This window comes from Bacillus cereus group sp. BfR-BA-01379 (assembly GCF_022663605.1).
Classification (GTDB): domain Bacteria; phylum Bacillota; class Bacilli; order Bacillales; family Bacillaceae_G; genus Bacillus_A; species Bacillus_A mobilis.
Window position 1 is genome coordinate 63,877 of record NZ_JAKUFT010000016.1, and the last position, 17,465, is coordinate 81,341.

Genomic DNA, 17,465 nt, shown 5'->3' on the forward strand with positions numbered 1-17,465 from the left:
TTTTTTGTTATTTTGCTTTTTTCTTTTTGAACTTGCTTAATGCTTCATAAACGATTGGAACAATAAGAAGTGTTAATAACGTTGAACTTGTTAATCCACCAATTACCGTTACACCAAGTCCTTTAGAAATTAAGCCGCTACCTTCAAATCCTAATGCAAGCGGGATAAGGGCCCCGATTGTTGCAATTGCAGTCATTAAAATCGGACGAAGGCGTGTAGCACCGGCTTCTAATAAAGCTTCACGTGTTGATAGACCTTCATTTTCTTTATGAATAACGCGGTCGATAAGCACGATTGCATTTGTTACAACGATACCAATTAACATAAGCGCACCAATCATTGCAGAGACACTTAGCGTTTCGCCCGAGATTAATAAGGCAACAAGTGCTCCAATAATTGTAAATGGTAGCGAGAATAAAATTGCGAATGGTGCAAGGGCACCGCCAAATGTAACGACAAGAACGAAGTATACGATGGCAATCGCAGCTAACATCGCTAAGCCAAGTTGCTTGAATGATTCTTCAATATCTTTTGTAACGCCGCCCATAGAAACATCTACGCCCGAAGGAAGATCCATTTTATCTACTTCTTTTTGAACAGCGGCAGATGCTTTTGAAACGTCATCAGATGTTAGTTTTGCACTTACTTCTGCATAAACACGGCCATCGCGGTGTTTTACTGTATTTGAAGTTTCACCTTCTTTTACAGTCATAACATCTTTCACAGCCACTTCAGTACCAAGTGGTGTTGTAATTTTTCGATTTGTTAAGTCATCGATTGTTTCATAATTTTGTTTGTCAGCTTCTACATATACATTGACATCTTTACCGTCTTTTTTAATTGTTGTTAGAACAGGGCGATCATGTGGATTAGAAAGTCCCATTCCAATTTGCGCAGCTGTGAGACCCATTTTACTTAGTTTTTCTTGATCTGCGACTAAAGTGTACTCTGCGTATGTTTTTGCAATACTAGAGTCTATATCTTTTAAGTCTTTATTTTTCTTCATGATATTTTGAATATCTTTTACGACAGGCTTAATGTCTTCCGAGCTATCTCCGTACACGTATAGTTTAATTTCATTACTACCGCCACTTGCTCCGAAATCTTGGTTTTTCCATTCGCCTTTTCCAGACATCTTCTGTAAATCTTTAACGACTTGTTCTTTCTCTTTTTCAAAGTTTTTCGTGTCGTTATCATATTGCACGAAGAACATTGCCTGGTTGGATTGACCAGGACTCATTGGGTTTTCGCCACCTAATGAGAATTGAATTGTTTTGACGTCTTTATTATCTTGGAAGTGCTTCTCAGCTTTCGTTGCAATTTTTTCAACGTCTTCTAACGTTTGCCCTGGTTCAGGGTTGTACGTTGCAATGATCATTTTTTCTTCTTCAGACGGTAAGAAACTTACACCGATAACTGGAACAAGTGCAAGACTACCAACTAATAGAAGGACAGCGATACTTGATGTAATGATTTTATGATTTAAAGCCCATGCAAGTATGCGTTTATACCCGTTTGCTAATCTACTTGGTTTTTCTTCATGATGTACTTCTTTTTCCCTCATGCTCTCTTTCTTAAATAAAGAGTGAGCTAGCATCGGCACGATTGTAACTGCTACTAGTAACGATGCTAATAAAGCGAAGACGATAGTTAAGGCAAATGGTAAGAACATTTCACCAATCATACCTTTTACTAGTCCAAGCGGTAAGAATACAGCAATTGTTACAATGGTAGAAGACATAATTGGAATGAACATTTCCTTCGTAGCTTCACGAATTAAATCTTTTCCGCGTAGTTTCTCTTCTGATAACGACATTCGTCGGTAAATATTTTCAATAACAACAATGGAGTCATCCACAACGCGTCCAATAGCCACTGTCATTGCTCCAAGTGTCATAATGTTAAGCGTAATATCCATTTGCTTTATGACTAATACAGCAATTAATAAAGAAAGTGGTATGGAAACGACAGAGATTAATGTTGTTCGGATATTTCGTAGGAACAGCATAATAATAACAATCGCAAAGATAGCACCAAAAATGGCTTTGCTCAGCATTGTTTCTACTGATTTCTCAATCGGTGCACCTTGGTCGAATGTTGAAATAATCTCTAAGTCTTTATATTTTTTCTCAAGTTCTTTTACTTTATCTTTCGCTGCATTTACAACATCAACTGTATTCGCATCAGCAGCTTTTACAATTTGAATTCCTATTGCTTCTTTTCCGTTTGTTCGAGAAATTGACTCTGCTTTTCCGACTTCTTTAATGTCAGCGATTTCGTCTAATGTAACTGTCGGAATTCCATTCATAGCGGCTGGATTCATTTGCGGCGTTTGTGCACCGGTTCCAGCGTTTGGACTACCTTGACCGCTCGGTGATGAAGGTATAGCCGGGATCTTTAATTCTGTTAATGCTTTAATCGTTGTAATATTTCCATCTACAACAACTGATTTTTCTGTGTCTTTAAATGTATATAAGCCAAGTGGCAAAGATACGTCCGATCCTTTAATTACATTTTTTACAGTATCTTCACTTAAACCTAATTCTTTCATCTTATCTTTCTTGAAGACAAGTTGTACTTCATCTACTTGTTGACCTGAAATTTGAACAGATGCAACACCATCAAGTCCTTTTAATCCTGGCACAACATTCTTCTCTACATTTTCAGTTAAGGTAGCTAAAGATTCATTTTTACTTGCTACGCTTAACGAAATAACTGGAAAGGCATTAAAGTTTACACGTGAAACTTTAGGGTCTTTTACACCTTCTGGCAGTTTCACATTTGCGAGAGCTTCTTTAATTTCTGTTTCAGCCTTTTCCATATTTTTATCAAAATCATATTCTACCTGAATAGAAGATGCGTTTTGAAAAGATGATGAACTAACAACGTTTACACCACTTAAATTTTGCAGTTGCTCTTCCATCGGTTTTGAAACTTTGTCAGCTACTTCTTCTGGTGTAGCACCAGGATAAACCGTGGTTACTGTTACAATCGGTGTTGTAATATCAGGAATTGTTTCCAGCTTCATGTTCAGGCCAGAATAAATACCTGCAATGGTAACAAGAATGGTTAGTAGCCAAACTGCGAACTTATTTTTTAACGAGAAATTAATGATTTTGTTCATGTTTGCGCTCCCTTTGTATTGTATTGACCAACTGGTCAGTCTAATACATAATATAACTGACTGATTGGTCAGCCGTCAATGAAAAGGGATGGTATAATAAAGTGAAACTTGAATCAGTGGGGATTTTTTCATTCCTACTGATTATCAGCCCTCACCAATCGGGTTTACTGCCCGGCGAATAGCGGGATAAATTCATAATAAGATGCGAGATTAAATTTAGGAGAGACATGATATGAAAGAAAAAGAGCGTTTAATTATAGAGATGGCTATGAAGTTATTTGCGACTAAGGGTGTAAATGCGACATCAGTACAGGAAATTGTGACCGCTTGTGGCATATCTAAGGGAGCTTTCTATTTATACTTTAAATCAAAAGAGGAGCTTTTATTAGCAACACTTCGATATTACTATGACAAGATTCAAAATAAAATGATGGATATTGAAAAAGAATCGTTATTGCCGCGTGAAAAATTTGCAAAACAATTGCATTGCCAGTTTAATGATATACAAAAGCATAAAGAATTTATTATTATGCATGCAAGGGAAAATGCTATCCCTTTTAATAAAGAAGTAGAAGAGTTTATGATGCGGATGAAGTTAGAGTCTCACGCATTTTATCGGAATAGTTTACTGTCTATTTATGGTGAGAAGGTTATGCCTTATTTATTAGATTTAGTCATTATGGTAGAAGGCATATGTCGTGGATATTTAGAACTAATTATTTTACAAGCACCAGAAATTGACTTATCTTATGTTTCTGCTTTTATTTTGAAAAGAGTAGATGATTTAGTAGATGGATTGGTAGAATCTTCGGAAGAACCTGTGTTACATGAAGAAAAGCTGGGAGAATTCCTTTGCAAATCGGAGCTTATTAAGGAGCAGGTTAAGGAACACTTTTTAAAAGAAATTATCGTTTTTAAACGCACGTTAGCTGATCAATTAGAAGATGAGGAATTGCTTGTTACATTAGATGTTTTGGAGGCAGAAATGAGATTGCAAAATCCAAGGATCCCGGTCATTCAAGGGATGTTATCTAATTTAGAGGTATATCCAAATTTAAAAGAATTTCGTTTGAGGCTTATGGGGTATTACAATATAAAAAGGTAACAATGAAAGCTATCATTGTTACCTTTTTTATTATGCATTCACTTTTTCTTTTGTTTGTGTAGTCTCTTCTTGTTCAATATTGATTGTTTCTTTCACAATATAAATCGGACGATTTTTGCTTTCGTCGTAAATACGAGCAATATATTGGCCAACGATTCCAAGACCAAGTAACTGAATACCGCTAAAGAATGTAATAGCAACCATAATTGATGCCCAACCTGTTTGTGTACCAGTGCCAATGATTTTCACGGTAATTGTATATAATAGAACAATTATTGAAATGAGAACTGATAATAAGCCTAAAGTCATAACGATACGTAACGGTTTTGTTGAAAATGCAATAATGCCATCTGATGCAAATTTAATCATTTTCTTTAATGGATATTTCGTTTCACCAGCAAAGCGCTCATCGCGTTCATATTCAACATACGTTTGGCGGAAGCCAACCCAAGACATCATACCGCGGATGAAGCGATTTCGCTCAGTCATTTGATTGAAAACATCAGCTACTTTGCGGTCGATGATTCGGAAATCACCAGTATCTTTTGGGATATCAATATCAGACATATAGTTTAAGAATTTATAGAAATATTTAGCTGTTAAAAGTTTAAACCAAGTTTCACCTTTACGTTGTTTACGTTTTGCATAAACAACTTCATATCCTTCTTCCCATTTTGCAATAAGTTCAGTGATAACTTCAGGTGGATCTTGTAAGTCTGCATCTATAATTACGATAGCATCACCTTTTGCAGCGGCAATACCGGCTGTAACGGCTATTTGGTGTCCAAAGTTACGTGCAAAATTAACGATTTTTGTACGGTAATCATTTGCTGCAATCTCAGATAAGATTTCCATTGTACGGTCTGTGCTACCGTCGTTTACAAAGACAAACTCGTAATTAATATCATTTTGAAGCATAACGGACTTTAAACGGTTATAACATTCCTGTGCTACTTCTTCCTCGAAGTACATAGGAACTACAACCGAAATTAATTTTTGCATGTTGTATCCTCCGTATTTTTAATAAGTTGTTCAAGTTTAATTAGTAGCCTTTTCGGTTTGGTTGAATGTCCAAATTTTATTAAGGACAAAGTTTATAACCATTCCGACACCAATTGCGAAAATCTGTGCAATTAATGCGTTAAAAGTAAGTTTATCTACTAATATAAATAAACATAATGTATTAAAAGCCAATACAATTAAATTTACAGTTAGAAATTTAAAGAACATTGACGTGCTTTTATTATTAGGTTTAAACACCCAATTTTTATTCCAATAGTAGCTATTGGCAACACCAATTAAATAGGCAATGGTATTCGCAATAAGGTAGTTCATACCGAATTTTAATAATATCCAAAAGCTAATAATTGTAATGAGTGTATTAAAGATCCCTACTAAACCAAACTTTAAGAGTTTCTCCATAATAGTATCCTCAACTTTATAAAATGTATAAATAAAACAGGAAATGTAGAAAGGTTACTTGTACATAACAACTATCAATTATAGCATAGTTTATGCTAAGATGTTATATGTTTTGAGTGGATATCATTTTAGGATATAGAATAAATCTGTCAATAATAAAAAAGGTTATTTTAAATTGGTATACTAGGCAATATGAAAGCAAAACATGGAAATCATGGTAATATTCATGTATAGTAGCTGGGAGTGTAATTTTTTTAGGAAATATAATGTTTTCCCATATAAATATTTTAAGGAGTGAGTTTTTTGGAACGTTTTTCTGGATTGTTTTCAACCTTTTCTACACGTGCCATATACGGCATTTATAGCTTTTTCGTTGCGATATTAATTTTTGATTATTTTTCGGATACTCAAAAATACAATTACGTAATGATAGTAGTTGGATTCTTACTTTTATGTACAATTGGAAACTTTATACTTAGTAGCGGATCGCTATATCTTGAAAGATTAAATGAAAAAATGTGCTTTTTTGCACTGTTAATTATTTGTCTAGCAGTGAAAACAGCGTGGATTCTTACATATAAGATTGATCCAATTGGTGATTATGAAGCCTTTTTTAATACAGCAAAAGCATTAGGTGACAACTTTGTTATTCATGATAGATATGTTGCATTATTTCCACATATTTTTGGGTATGCTTCATTCTTAAGTATCTTCCTAAAAATATTTGGGGCAAACTTTATGATTCCGCCAATTATTAATGTTGTTTTAACTACAATATCAATGGGATTAATATATTTTATAGGTAGAAGAATTGGTGGAGTGAGAACAGCGATAACAGCAAGTGTTTTGTGGATTCTCCTGCCATCACAAACGATGTATAACATGTTTGCACTTTCAGAACCGTTGTATTGTACAATACTGTTATTAGCTTGGGCAATTATGATAATTGTTTATGATAAAATTGAAAATATAACGATTGTAAAGGTTCTTATGTATTCAATTTTATTATCTGCATTACTTGTATTAATAAATATGGCAAGACCAATTGCAGCGGTGCCAATTATAGCCCTAGCAATATGGATGTTTATTATAGATATAAGGCATATAGGGAATAAGAAAGTACTGATTAATAAGGTGGCATATGTAGGGATTATCATTATTGGATACTTAATGATGTCTTCGGCGATGAATAACTATATAACATCACGTTTAGGTGAAGAGATAGCAACAGTGCCGGGATACAATATTCATGTAGGATTTAATAAAGGAGCTTCAGGAACATGGAATCCAGGAGATTCAGCGTTACTATATCATTATAGTGGCCAACCAGGATGGAGTGCTCAGGACGTTCAAAAGCAAATGCTTGAAGAAGCGAAAAAGAGAATAAAAAATGATGATATAGATTTCGGGAAACTAATGTATGATAAATTTATTATCTTCTTAGGGAATGATGATCAAGCTGTTAAATATGCAGATCCAATTATGGATCATAAAGTACGATATACTATAATTTCGAATGTTTTTTATTACTTTTTACTAGCTACTTCACTGTTCGGGGCGTTAGTAGCTATAAAAAATAAAAACAAATCTTCACTTATTATTATTTGTTTATACATGATTGGGCTAACAATGGCACAAATGATAGTGGAAGTAGCACCGAGATACCATTATTCGGCTACTATACCTATGATCTTTTTAGCTGCTTTTGGTATTAAGCATATTTATAATAAAAAAGGTGACAGGGATATAGTAAAAAGATAAATGAAAAAAGCAGTTGTTTCAAAAGGGTGTATAAGAATCCTTTTAGAAGCAACTGCTTTTTTATTTTAAAATTTGAAAGATATTTATTATCGGATTAAGAGTTTTGTTGAGCCCATTTTTCTACATCCCAAGTTTTTGTTATCCAATCTTCATAAAAGTCTGGTTCGTGGCATACAAGAAGAATTGTCCCTTTGTATGCTTTCATCGCTTTCTTCAACTCTTCTTTTGCTGTAACATCAAGGTGGTTTGTTGGCTCATCAAAGAGTAGCCAGTTACTTTCTTCACCCATTAGTTTACATAAACGAACTTTTGCTTGTTCGCCACCGCTTAATTGATTCAGTGGACGAGAGATGTGTTCGTTTTTTAAACCGCATTTCGCTAACATTGCACGTACTTGATGTTGGTCTAAGCTAGGGAATGTATTCCAAACATCATCAATCGGTGTTATATTATCAGCTTTTACTTCTTGCTCGAAGTATGATGGGTTTAAGAAGTCACCAAGACTTGTTTTTCCGCTTAATGGTTTAATCTTACCTAAAATCGTTTTTAACAGTGTTGACTTACCGACACCATTACACCCAACAATTGCAATTTTTTCACCACGTTCAATTGTCATTGTTAATTTTGGTAATAACGGATGTGTATATCCAATCTCTACATTTTCCCCTTCGAAGACAAATCGACTACTTGCACGACTTTCTTTAAAGGAAAACTCAGGCTTAATCGCTGTTTCAGGACGATCGATACGCTCCATGCGATCAAGTTGTTTTTGACGGCTCTTCGCACGGCCTGTTGTTGAGTAACGGGCTTTATTTTTTGCAATAAAATCTTCTTGTTTTTTAATAAACTCTTTTTGTTTTTCGTAAGCATTAATATGTTGATTTTTATTAATTTCCGCTAGTTCTAGGAATTTTTCATATGTCGCTGTATAACGCGTCATTTTTGTGAATTCTAGATGGAAAATAACATCGACACATTTGTTCATAAATTCCGTATCATGGGAAATTAATAGGAACGCATGTGGATATTCTTTTAAATAATTTGTTAACCAATGAATATGTTCAACGTCTAAATAGTTGGTAGGCTCATCTAATAGTAGTACTTCTGGTTGCTCAAGTAGTAACTTTGCAAGTAACACTTTTGTACGTTGTCCACCACTTAATGCGGCAACATCACGATCTAAACCAATCGCGTCAATTCCAAGACCACGTGCTGCTTCTTCAATTTTCATATCTAATAAATAGAAGCCACCTGCTTCAAGAGCATCTTGTATTTCTGCCATTTGCTCAAGAAGTTCCTCTAATTCTTCTGGTGTAGCAGTTCCCATTTTTTCTGTAACTTCATTTAAAGCTTTTTCTTTTTCAAATAAAGGTAAAAACGCATCTGCTAATACGTCACGAATCGTGCGACCAGGTGTTAAAATGGTATGTTGGTCTAAGTAACCGTAATTTGTACCAGGTGTCCACTCTACACGCCCTTCGTCATGGATAAGTTGACCAGTAATTATATTCATAAATGTTGATTTACCAACACCGTTTGCTCCAACTAATCCAACGTGTTCTCCTGCGAGTAAGCGCATGGATACATCTTTAAATAATGTACGATCACCAAATGTATGGCCTAATTTTTCAACAGTTAATAAGCTCATAATGTCCTCCGTTCAATTCTAAATAGTGTCTTGAATCATGATACTAAATTCTTCGATATAATGCTATCATTTCAAAAATATATAATATAATTGACCAGTGGGGATGCGATTATAAAAGAATGATGGGTTAATTTACAAGAAATAAGCGATGCAAGAGAAATAAAAAAATAAGGTGTAACCATTTAATAATAGTGGTTACACCTTGTTTTTTATTTTAAATATCCACGAACAATTCCACGTAAGCGATTTGCGTGGAACTTGCGCTTATCATTAGAAATATTTTGTGTCATACGGAATGTTGCCGCAGCGACAGCACGTAAGAAATAAGGGAATCCATAGTGTAAGCGAATAACCCTACCAAAACCACCAGCATAAGAAACGGCACGTTTTAATGATTGTTCATTAATAATTTCCTCTTTTACAGGATGGTATACGAACAGATCTTTTCTAAATAAACCAGTATAATTTTGTTTCATACCACGTAGTACAAAGTCAGTTTCTTCACCAGCCCCATAAATCGTGCCAGAACCAACACCTAAATCTTCATCAAATGTACCTACATCTTGTACAAATTGTTTTGTGAAGAATAGTGTGAAAGAAGGTCCCATGAATCCATATTTATTATTTAAAATAATGTCTGAATTCGGTGCGTGTATTAAAGAACCTGTGCCTTCCACATTTGTAGTATTTGTTGAGATGAAATGAACATCTTTATTAGAGTTGAAAGTTTCTAATATACTCTCTAAAACATTTGTTTCATAAATACAATCATCATCTGGAAAAGCGATGAAATCACCATCTGCTACTTTTAAGCCTGCATTTCGAGCTCTCGATAGTCCTTTAATAGGTGTATAAATGTAATGAATAGAAAATTTTTCTTTATATTCATCAAATAAATCAGAGATTGGCGTATCATTTTGATCTACTACGATAAGTTCAAAGTTTTTGTAAGTTTGTTGTTCAAGTGATTTTAGTAAGTCAAGAATATCATCACGTCTGCCACAAGTAGCCATGATTAAAGAAAATTTCAAGTTTAACAGCTCCTTTTAGAGATTGCGTTTAAGCCTTTTTGAATCGTCCTAATATCTTTTCAAGTAGTGAAAAGAGAATTTCATCCTTTGTTATAAAGAGGATAAGGGCATATGTTAATCCACATGTCATTATTACTAGGATAACTTGTAGTATTTGCCCAGATACGAGCGTATCAATAACGAATGCTATCGGGACAAATGTCAGTGAATAAAATAGATATTTCAGTTTTTGTATATCGAATAACGTATAATTCACTTTTAATTTCTTTTTCACATAAATATATTCAAATGTGATTAAGAAACAATTCGCAATTGTTGTTGTGAAAATTGCGGTTGTTGGTGTAAGTACATGGAAGTATATTAGTGCAATATTGGATGCTAAGTTGATAAATCCGCAAATGAATAAAAATCGCACTAAAATGCTTTCTTTCTTTTTCACATAAATAATTTGATTCGATAAAATGGACTCAATACCGACTGTAATCATATAGAAAGCGAAAACAATTAATGTATTACCAGCCTCAGCAAATTGTTGTCCACCGTAAATAACAACAGCTCCATGAGCAATGAGCATTAGACCAATTGAGGCAGGGAATAGGGTAATGAAATATACTTTTGAGATTTTGTTTAATAATGATTCGTATTCCATTTCAGATGCGTTCCCTGATAAGTAAGACAGTCTTGGAACGGTTACTTGTACAACACTTAACATAAGTGTATTAATAATCATCATAATTTGAAAAGCCATTACGTAATATGCAACTTCTTCTTTTCCAATATATACCCCTAAAACAAGACGATCTAATTGAGTATATAAAATATTAGCATTTGAAAAAATCAAGACTAATAGTAACGGTTTTAAATGAGGAATAATCGTTAAGTCGGAAAAATCAAATTTCACTTGGCGTTTCACATATATAAAGCTAATAGAGTGGTTTAAGAATGTCGATAATACTAATAAACCAGCATATGTTTTGTAATCGTCGACCCCATGAATGAAAGAGAAAAGAAGTACGACGTAGATTAATCGAACGATAACTGTTTTTTTAGTGATGAAGTCATAATTTTCATATGCCTCATTGAACCATTCTACATAAAACATGTTAGATATAAAATTAAAACCGAAAATAAGAAGAACAGGAAATAGACTTTCATGTCCGTATCCAATATAACTAAAGAGCACAAAGCCTGATAAAGCCAAAATACTAGTTGTGAAATTAATTACATATAGACTTGTAAATAACTTAGAAACTTTCTTTTTATCGTTCTTAATTAAGCTAATTTCACGTAAACCATATTGATATACACCAAATACGGCGAACACGAAGAAGTAATTGAAGAAAGTTTCAGCAATATTAACGGTTCCGATTGAATTTGCTCCTAATGTTCGATATGCGTAAGGACCAACTAAAATTGGGAGTATAATATTAAACGTGTTGAGCAGTATTTTGTAAAAAATATTTGAAGCAATTGATTTCTGCATAATTTCACCTTTCCATTAAAATAATCCAGTTTCATTAAAATACTTGCTATGTCATAGTAAGGTTTTTAACCACAGTTAATTCTTTCAATATTAATGAAGTGTAAGGTGTTTTCTACACGATTTACAAATCCTTAAATTGTTTTGTTGACCACCCGTATAAGTGTACCCTACATAAACTTTGTAAAGCAACTGTTGATGGCATAGAACCGTATTGTAAATGGGTTTTTATTCATTAGAAAAAGCTAAGAAGGAGTAGGTATGTATAAAAATATTACATAATATGTGTGAAAAGGAGTAATTGTTGTATGAAGGGGTGAAATTGTTTATAAAAAATGAGCGAATATGTGATAGCTATTCGCTCAAAAGATGTTTTAATGGTGAAGGTCTATATACTCCAAGGTTTACTTAAAGTTAGAACTTCAGCCATTTCCTTGCTCTTTATACGTCCTTTTTTTCTATTTTCTGCACGCTCAGAACCAGTTGTGTGTAGCCAATGTTCTTCTTCAGTTTCTGGTAGTACTTGTGGAACAGATGAAGGTTTGCCATCTTTTAATGCAACGAATGTAATGAAACATGTTGCAGCTATTCTACGTTCGCCTGCTAATAAATTCTCTGCAATTACTTTTACGAACACTTCCATCGAAGATTTTCCTGTATAACATACGAATGCTTCATAACAAACAGAGTCTGCTTGGTGAATGGGAGTTAAAAAATCGACAGAATCGATAGATGCCGTTACGCAATGCTTACGGCTATGTCTTGCAGCTGCAATTGAAGCGATACTATCAATTTCTGCTAATAATTTTCCTCCGAAAAGTGTTTGATGATTATTTAAATCATTCGGAAAAACACGTGTTGTTTTAATTGCTTTGGATTCTCGCATGAATTTCTTTTCCATATGGTCAGCCCCTATTTTCTGTTTTCAATCAGAATGACATGTATTGTAAGTGGAGTACAAAAAATTAAAAATCGATAGATATTTAATGAAGTAAAGAATTCCAGAAGAGGGTTAGTAAAACTTCTGTATTTGTATTCATGTAACTGAAAGAAAATTTATTACTATATAAAGTGTAGTGTAAAAGAGGATTCGCTTACATTGCAAGTGAAAAAATTAGGACCCTGTATTTGTCATAGAAATTCCCTATCAGCTGTGTACCTATTCATGATAGAATCGTTTTGTTATGAATGAAAATAGAGGTGCAATGGACATATGAATCATATACAAACAAATTTTTCGTCTTTTTTCAGTAAAATAATGATCGGTGCGCTGCTAGCATTTTTTGTTTATAGTTGTTGGTCAGCGTTTGAAACAAGTAAACAATTTTTTGGTGACAGTACAACAAGTGTAACAATTGTATTGGTTATTTTTGTTATTCTCATGCTGTTAGTGGCATCGATCTTACAGTATCGTTTTACAGAAAAACAATTTCTTGTTTTTCTTATAAGTACATCTATAATTGTGAGACTTAGTATGGTTCTATTTGTAGACGTTCCGATAATTGGTGATATGAAAGCTATGTTTGAAGCTGCAAAGCAGATTGCAATTGGTAATAACGTAGAGAACGTAGCGCAGTTACCTTTTATTATTTATGAATCAGTTATTATTCGTGTATTTGGCGATACAGTATTCGCATTGCAGTTATTTAATATTTTATTTTGCACAGGGACTGCATTTTTCATTTATCGTATTGCAGCAATCGTTTTTGGAGAAGAGTGCGGCCGGATTGCGTCTGTATTTTATGCTTTATATATTCCGAATATATTTATGAGTACCTTATTAACATCAGAATCGCTCGCAATATTTTTATTTTATTTGGCTTGCTACATACTTTTATATAAAGGTTTAGATCATCCTTATATGTGGGTACTTTCAGCAATTTTATTTGCATGTAGTAATATGATTTTCCCAATGGGATTATTTCTTCCTATTTTTATTGCTGTATATGTGTTGTTAATTGAACTCTTTCAATCAGCAATGAAGCAAAAAGTACTATTAAAGATGATAGGGATACTTATTCTATTTTATAGTGCTCATTTTGGTGTGAGTTATGGAATTCAGTCAATGGGAATGTCACAATATACAATTTCAAATGAGACGTATGTTCAATCTGTTTTAATTGGAAAAGGTAAAAATGAGGAAAAAATAACAAAGAATCAAAGTGTGACAGACCATATCGATCAAAAGCTAAAAGAGATTGAAGAAGAAAGATTTAAACTTTTAAAGCCAGTAATTAATCAATTCTCTGGTGAGGGAATACATTCTATTCTATTTAAATGTGAAAAGCTTATATATATAGCGGTAACAGTATTTATGTCTATAGCTTTATTACACTTTCTTATTAAGAAACAACAAAACGACGGATATATGTTGTTCTTATTGTTAATTAGCGGATACGTATTGCTAAGACTCTTCCGAGTAGATATGGCATATTACAACCTTATGGTGCCAGCTTTGTTTATTTTACAAAGCTTTGGTGTTTATATGAGTTATGTGTATTGTCAAAAAATCTTCTTCAGAAAATAAAAAGAATCCAGTTTGGATTCTTTTTTTTATGGTTGGAAGATGAAGACTAAGAGTCAGCAGAGATAAAGAACCCCTACTGATGTAAGCCTCATTTTATCGGTTCAATTCTAGTTGTAAACTATCAGCTGTTAGAGCCATTTTTGAGGAATCGTCTTGAATTCCTTTCATTACTTGTGAAATGGTTTCTAGCTCATTTTCAATTTTTTTATTCTGTTCTTTCGAGTTAGACATGTCTTTTACAATTTCTTGGAAATATTGATCTGTTGCAGACATACCATCCGTTCCTTCAGATACGAGGGAGCTAATTTGTTTCACTGAAGAAGAGACACGAATAATTTGCTCATTTGTTTTTTCAACGAGCTTTGTAACGTTGAAGATAGATTCTTTCGTTTGCTCTGATAACTTTCGAATTTCTCCAGCTACAACAGAAAAGCCTTTGCCAAATTCCCCAGCACGTGCAGATTCAATAGCAGCATTTAGTGCGAGTAAATTTGTTTGCTCTGCAATTGATTTTACAATATCTATAATTTCGTTAATTTTGTTAGAAATATCGAGAAGCTCATGAGTATCTGTAATAATCGTTTCCATGTTCGTTTGAATGTATTCCATTCGTTTATTTTGCTGATTTAATTGCTCTTTACCTTTATTCGCTTTTTCTTCTGATGTTGTAGCTAATGATGTACCTGTTTTGGCAATTTCCACAATAGTTTCAGATTTAGCGGTTAACTGTTGAAGAGAAGCGCTCGTTTTTTCAGATACAGATGCTAATTCTGTTGCAATATGCGTAATAGTCATAGCTGTTAGTTCTTTTTCTTTTTCATGTTCTTTTTGTATTCTTTCATATTCAGATTCATAAGCCGAAATAACGAGTTCTTGTTCAAGGGTGAATAATTTGTTTATTACGTTTATAGAATAAGAAAAATCATCAATTGTTGTAATTTTAGTTTGCAAAATCTTCATGATAGAGCGGAATAATTCTTGGTAAGCGGCTGTATACCATTTTCTATGTAAACCGATTTGTACATGTCTTTTGGCAATTCTAACACGTTGTTCAATAAAATCTTCATGCATATCTCCGCTGAATAATTCTTTTATATGTGTTTTTAAAGTTTGCTTTAGTTTTGGAATAGAGCTATAACGTTCAATAATAGTAATTAAATTAGGTTGTTTTGTAATATTGGCATAAAATTTTTCCGTAATCCAATCAATTTCTTCATAAATAAAGGGCTGTAGTACCTTTACGATTTGTAAATCTTCTTTTGAAATATGCAGCATATCCATTTGAACTTTTAGTTCAGAATTAGTAGGCACGTTAAAAGTGATTTGTTGATCCTTACTTAATTCAAGTATACTGGCGTTTGTTTTATTTGTACGTTTTTTAAAAACCCCAAGCATCGTTCTTCCCCCTGTTTGTAAAGCGTTTTCATTTTTAGTTCTAATATAATTATATATTTTTATATACAATTACTCTACATTAGTGTGTAGAATAGTATATAAATTAAGAGAATTCTGTGTAGAATTCTCTTAGTGGCCTTTATTAATTTTAGCATGTGTTTTAAAGAAAACTGGGAAATGTACATTATATATTACAGTGACAACACGAATAATGAATGTTACTAATAAACAAACATAGAAAGCTAATACGTGTGCCCCCATTGCATATGTTATTAGGAAACTAATTGCTCCTAAGATAGAAGCGATTGCGTAAATCTCTTTTCGGAATACGTAGGGGATATCTTGAGCGCAAATGTCACGCAAAATACCGCCTCCAATACCAGTAATGACTCCCATTGAAACAACCAAAAATGAGGCGTCAACATGATGTGACATTGCCGCATTTGCACCAATAGCCGTAAAAACACCTAAGCCAACAGCATCAGAAAGCATGATAACGACTTGTAGTTTATTGATACGCTCAAAAAACATACAAGTAAATAATGCTGATAATACACTTACGAAAAAGTAAATGGGTTTAACAAATGCGACAGGAGGCAGGTTACCGATCATAATATCACGAATAATACCGCCGCCGAGCGCTGTAGCTACAGCTAAACAAAGGACACCGAATAAATCTAAATCTTTTTTTAAACCAACTAATGTACCAGAAATAGCAGCGGCGATAATGCCAAGAAACGTAAATATGTCGATTAATAACATTGCTGTAATCCCTTCCTCCTAAAGATGTTCCAGAGAAAAAATATACACTAAAGTTATGTAAATAACAATGCATTTTCGTTACATGTAGAAAAAAAGAAAGAATGAGGAAAGAAAGCGCTTGAAAATGCAAATATGCTTTTTTCTGTAAGGTAAGATTGGGGAGAAATGTGAGACGTTTAATTAAAAAATATATGTTATAATAAATATTTGAGATAAGAAAAAAATATTAACTGTATAGATTGAAATTAGGTAATAGTTATGGAGGTTCTAGATGTTAAGCGAAAATAGTAAAAGTAATAAATTTGAAAATTTTCTACTAATCTTTATTTTGTTGCAACCGATTTTAGATTTGCTTACAGCGTTCTGTATCATGGTTTTAAAAATTGATACGACTATTGGAGTTATTACACGCTTATTCGTTATGTTCCTAAGTGGGATATATATTTTAATTCAAACGAAGAAACAAGGAAATATAAAATATATATTGTATATAATATTGGTAGGAATAGTCTTCACCATCGGATTGGTAAATAACAAGCTTACAAAAAACCCTATGGTACTTACAGAAGAAATTAAGTTTATAGCAAAAGCGTTATATCCATTTGTTATGCTTACTTGTTATGTGTTTGTGTTTAAGTCTTTAAAAGAAAAAAGCCATTCAAAAATGCGCGACTATATTACGTATGCATCGTTAATTATAGGAGTAGTAATGGTAGCTTCGATTACTACTGGTACAGATTATAATAGTTATGAATGGGTAAAGTTAGGGTCACGCGGTTGGTTTTATGCAGGTAACGAACTAGGGTCTATTTTAGCCATCATGTGTCCAATTGTTATTTTGTACTCAATTGAAAAAACAAAAAGTATAGGTAAAGCGTACTATTGGATTCCTTCAATTTTAGTTGTTTACTCATTATTTGCAATTGGGACAAAGGTTGGCGTAGGAGCAATCTTTGGGTCAATGGCTATCGCAGTTGTTATGTGCTTTATTCAAGCATTTACACAACGTAAAGACGGAAAGAAACATGCCTATTTATTAAATGGTTTTCTTGCAATAACTGTATTTGTAGGCATATTAGCATATACACCTTTTTCACCATTTATGAAAAATATGGGATTCCATTTCCAATTAATTGAACAAGAACAGAGTGCGAAAAAGGAAGAGAAAAAGAAGGAGGAAGCTAAAGAGCATAAACCTCCTGTGACAGAG

The 17,465-nt window shown here is 33.3% G+C and carries 13 protein-coding genes and 1 pseudogene; 4 read left to right on the plus strand and 10 right to left on the minus strand.

Annotated elements, in window-relative coordinates; translation table 11 throughout:
• Window positions 1–7: 7 nt before the first annotated feature.
• Window positions 8–3,124 carry an efflux RND transporter permease subunit gene (locus MR113_RS08870; protein WP_242253634.1) on the minus strand — a complete coding sequence of 1,039 codons (3,117 nt, stop codon included), beginning with the start codon at window positions 3,122–3,124 and terminating at the stop codon, window positions 8–10.
• Between the two features lie 232 nt (window positions 3,125–3,356).
• Here MR113_RS08870 and MR113_RS08875 point away from each other — a divergent pair, with 232 nt between their 5' ends.
• Window positions 3,357–4,229, plus strand: a complete 873-nt coding sequence (locus MR113_RS08875; protein WP_242253635.1) for a TetR/AcrR family transcriptional regulator — start codon at window positions 3,357–3,359, stop codon at window positions 4,227–4,229.
• 30 nt (window positions 4,230–4,259) lie between these two features.
• On the opposite strand, the gene MR113_RS08880 is transcribed toward MR113_RS08875, so the two are convergent.
• Together MR113_RS08880 and MR113_RS08885 are read right to left on the minus strand one after the other, a co-directional pair.
• Window positions 4,260–5,231 carry a glycosyltransferase family 2 protein gene (locus MR113_RS08880; protein WP_098273074.1) on the minus strand — a complete coding sequence of 324 codons (972 nt, stop codon included), beginning with the start codon at window positions 5,229–5,231 and terminating at the stop codon, window positions 4,260–4,262.
• 36 nt (window positions 5,232–5,267) lie between these two features.
• Window positions 5,268–5,651, minus strand: coding sequence for a GtrA family protein (locus MR113_RS08885; RefSeq protein WP_000413281.1), 384 nt, complete (start codon window positions 5,649–5,651; stop codon window positions 5,268–5,270).
• 303 nt (window positions 5,652–5,954) lie between these two features.
• On the opposite strand from MR113_RS08885, the gene MR113_RS08890 reads away from it, so the two are divergent.
• Window positions 5,955–7,412, plus strand: coding sequence for a glycosyltransferase family 39 protein (locus MR113_RS08890; RefSeq protein ID WP_242253636.1), 1,458 nt, complete (start codon window positions 5,955–5,957; stop codon window positions 7,410–7,412).
• Between the two features lie 94 nt (window positions 7,413–7,506).
• Here the strand turns inward: MR113_RS08890 and MR113_RS08895 are convergent, their stop codons facing one another.
• The 4 genes from MR113_RS08895 to MR113_RS08910 form a co-directional block, all read right to left on the minus strand.
• Window positions 7,507–9,060: an ABC-F family ATP-binding cassette domain-containing protein gene (locus tag MR113_RS08895; protein WP_242253637.1), complete on the minus strand. Its 1,554-nt coding sequence runs from the start codon at window positions 9,058–9,060 to the stop codon at window positions 7,507–7,509.
• A 209-nt stretch (window positions 9,061–9,269) separates the two neighbouring features.
• Entirely contained in the window at window positions 9,270–10,091 is an 822-nt protein-coding gene (locus tag MR113_RS08900; RefSeq protein ID WP_016085383.1) for a glycosyltransferase family 2 protein, read from the minus strand.
• A 28-nt stretch (window positions 10,092–10,119) separates the two neighbouring features.
• The gene (locus tag MR113_RS08905; RefSeq protein WP_242253638.1) at window positions 10,120–11,574 is read right to left on the minus strand and encodes an oligosaccharide flippase family protein; all 1,455 of its coding nucleotides are present in this window, start codon (window positions 11,572–11,574) and stop codon (window positions 10,120–10,122) included.
• A 385-nt stretch (window positions 11,575–11,959) separates the two neighbouring features.
• Window positions 11,960–12,472, minus strand: coding sequence for an acyl-CoA thioesterase (locus tag MR113_RS08910; RefSeq protein ID WP_242253640.1), 513 nt, complete (start codon window positions 12,470–12,472; stop codon window positions 11,960–11,962).
• A gap of 312 nt (window positions 12,473–12,784) precedes the next feature.
• Here MR113_RS08910 and MR113_RS08915 point away from each other — a divergent pair, with 312 nt between their 5' ends.
• Entirely contained in the window at window positions 12,785–14,098 is a 1,314-nt protein-coding gene (locus tag MR113_RS08915) for an ArnT family glycosyltransferase (protein WP_242253642.1), read from the plus strand.
• Window positions 14,099–14,191: 93 nt separating this feature from the next.
• Here MR113_RS08915 and MR113_RS28585 read toward each other — a convergent pair whose 3' ends face one another.
• From MR113_RS28585 to MR113_RS08925, 3 genes and pseudogenes are all read right to left on the minus strand, one after another.
• Entirely contained in the window at window positions 14,192–14,893 is a 702-nt protein-coding gene (locus tag MR113_RS28585) for a methyl-accepting chemotaxis protein (RefSeq protein WP_396022446.1), read from the minus strand.
• Window positions 14,894–14,992: 99 nt separating this feature from the next.
• Window positions 14,993–15,493 (minus strand): annotated as a pseudogene (locus MR113_RS28590) (protoglobin family protein); the annotation flags it as partial.
• A gap of 129 nt (window positions 15,494–15,622) precedes the next feature.
• Window positions 15,623–16,255: a trimeric intracellular cation channel family protein gene (locus MR113_RS08925; RefSeq protein WP_000924376.1), complete on the minus strand. Its 633-nt coding sequence runs from the start codon at window positions 16,253–16,255 to the stop codon at window positions 15,623–15,625.
• 271 nt (window positions 16,256–16,526) lie between these two features.
• Between MR113_RS08925 and MR113_RS08930 the strand changes: the two genes are divergently transcribed.
• Window positions 16,527–17,465: O-antigen ligase family protein (locus tag MR113_RS08930; protein ID WP_242253647.1), on the plus strand; the 939-nt coding region annotated here is incomplete at its 3' end.

Coding starts and splice junctions, on each gene's coding strand:
- MR113_RS08870 (WP_242253634.1), bottom strand. CDS start 3,124: ATGAACAAAATCATTAATTTCTCGTTAAAAAATAAGTTCGCAGTTTGG.
- MR113_RS08895 (WP_242253637.1), bottom strand. CDS start 9,060: ATGAGCTTATTAACTGTTGAAAAATTAGGCCATACATTTGGTGATCGT.
- MR113_RS08910 (WP_242253640.1), bottom strand. CDS start 12,472: ATGGAAAAGAAATTCATGCGAGAATCCAAAGCAATTAAAACAACACGT.
- MR113_RS08905 (WP_242253638.1), bottom strand. CDS start 11,574: ATGCAGAAATCAATTGCTTCAAATATTTTTTACAAAATACTGCTCAAC.
- MR113_RS08880 (WP_098273074.1), bottom strand. CDS start 5,231: ATGCAAAAATTAATTTCGGTTGTAGTTCCTATGTACTTCGAGGAAGAA.
- MR113_RS08885 (WP_000413281.1), bottom strand. CDS start 5,651: ATGGAGAAACTCTTAAAGTTTGGTTTAGTAGGGATCTTTAATACACTC.
- MR113_RS08915 (WP_242253642.1), top strand. CDS start 12,785: ATGAATCATATACAAACAAATTTTTCGTCTTTTTTCAGTAAAATAATG.
- MR113_RS28585 (WP_396022446.1), bottom strand. CDS start 14,893: ATGACTATTACGCATATTGCAACAGAATTAGCATCTGTATCTGAAAAA.
- MR113_RS08875 (WP_242253635.1), top strand. CDS start 3,357: ATGAAAGAAAAAGAGCGTTTAATTATAGAGATGGCTATGAAGTTATTT.
- MR113_RS08925 (WP_000924376.1), bottom strand. CDS start 16,255: ATGTTATTAATCGACATATTTACGTTTCTTGGCATTATCGCCGCTGCT.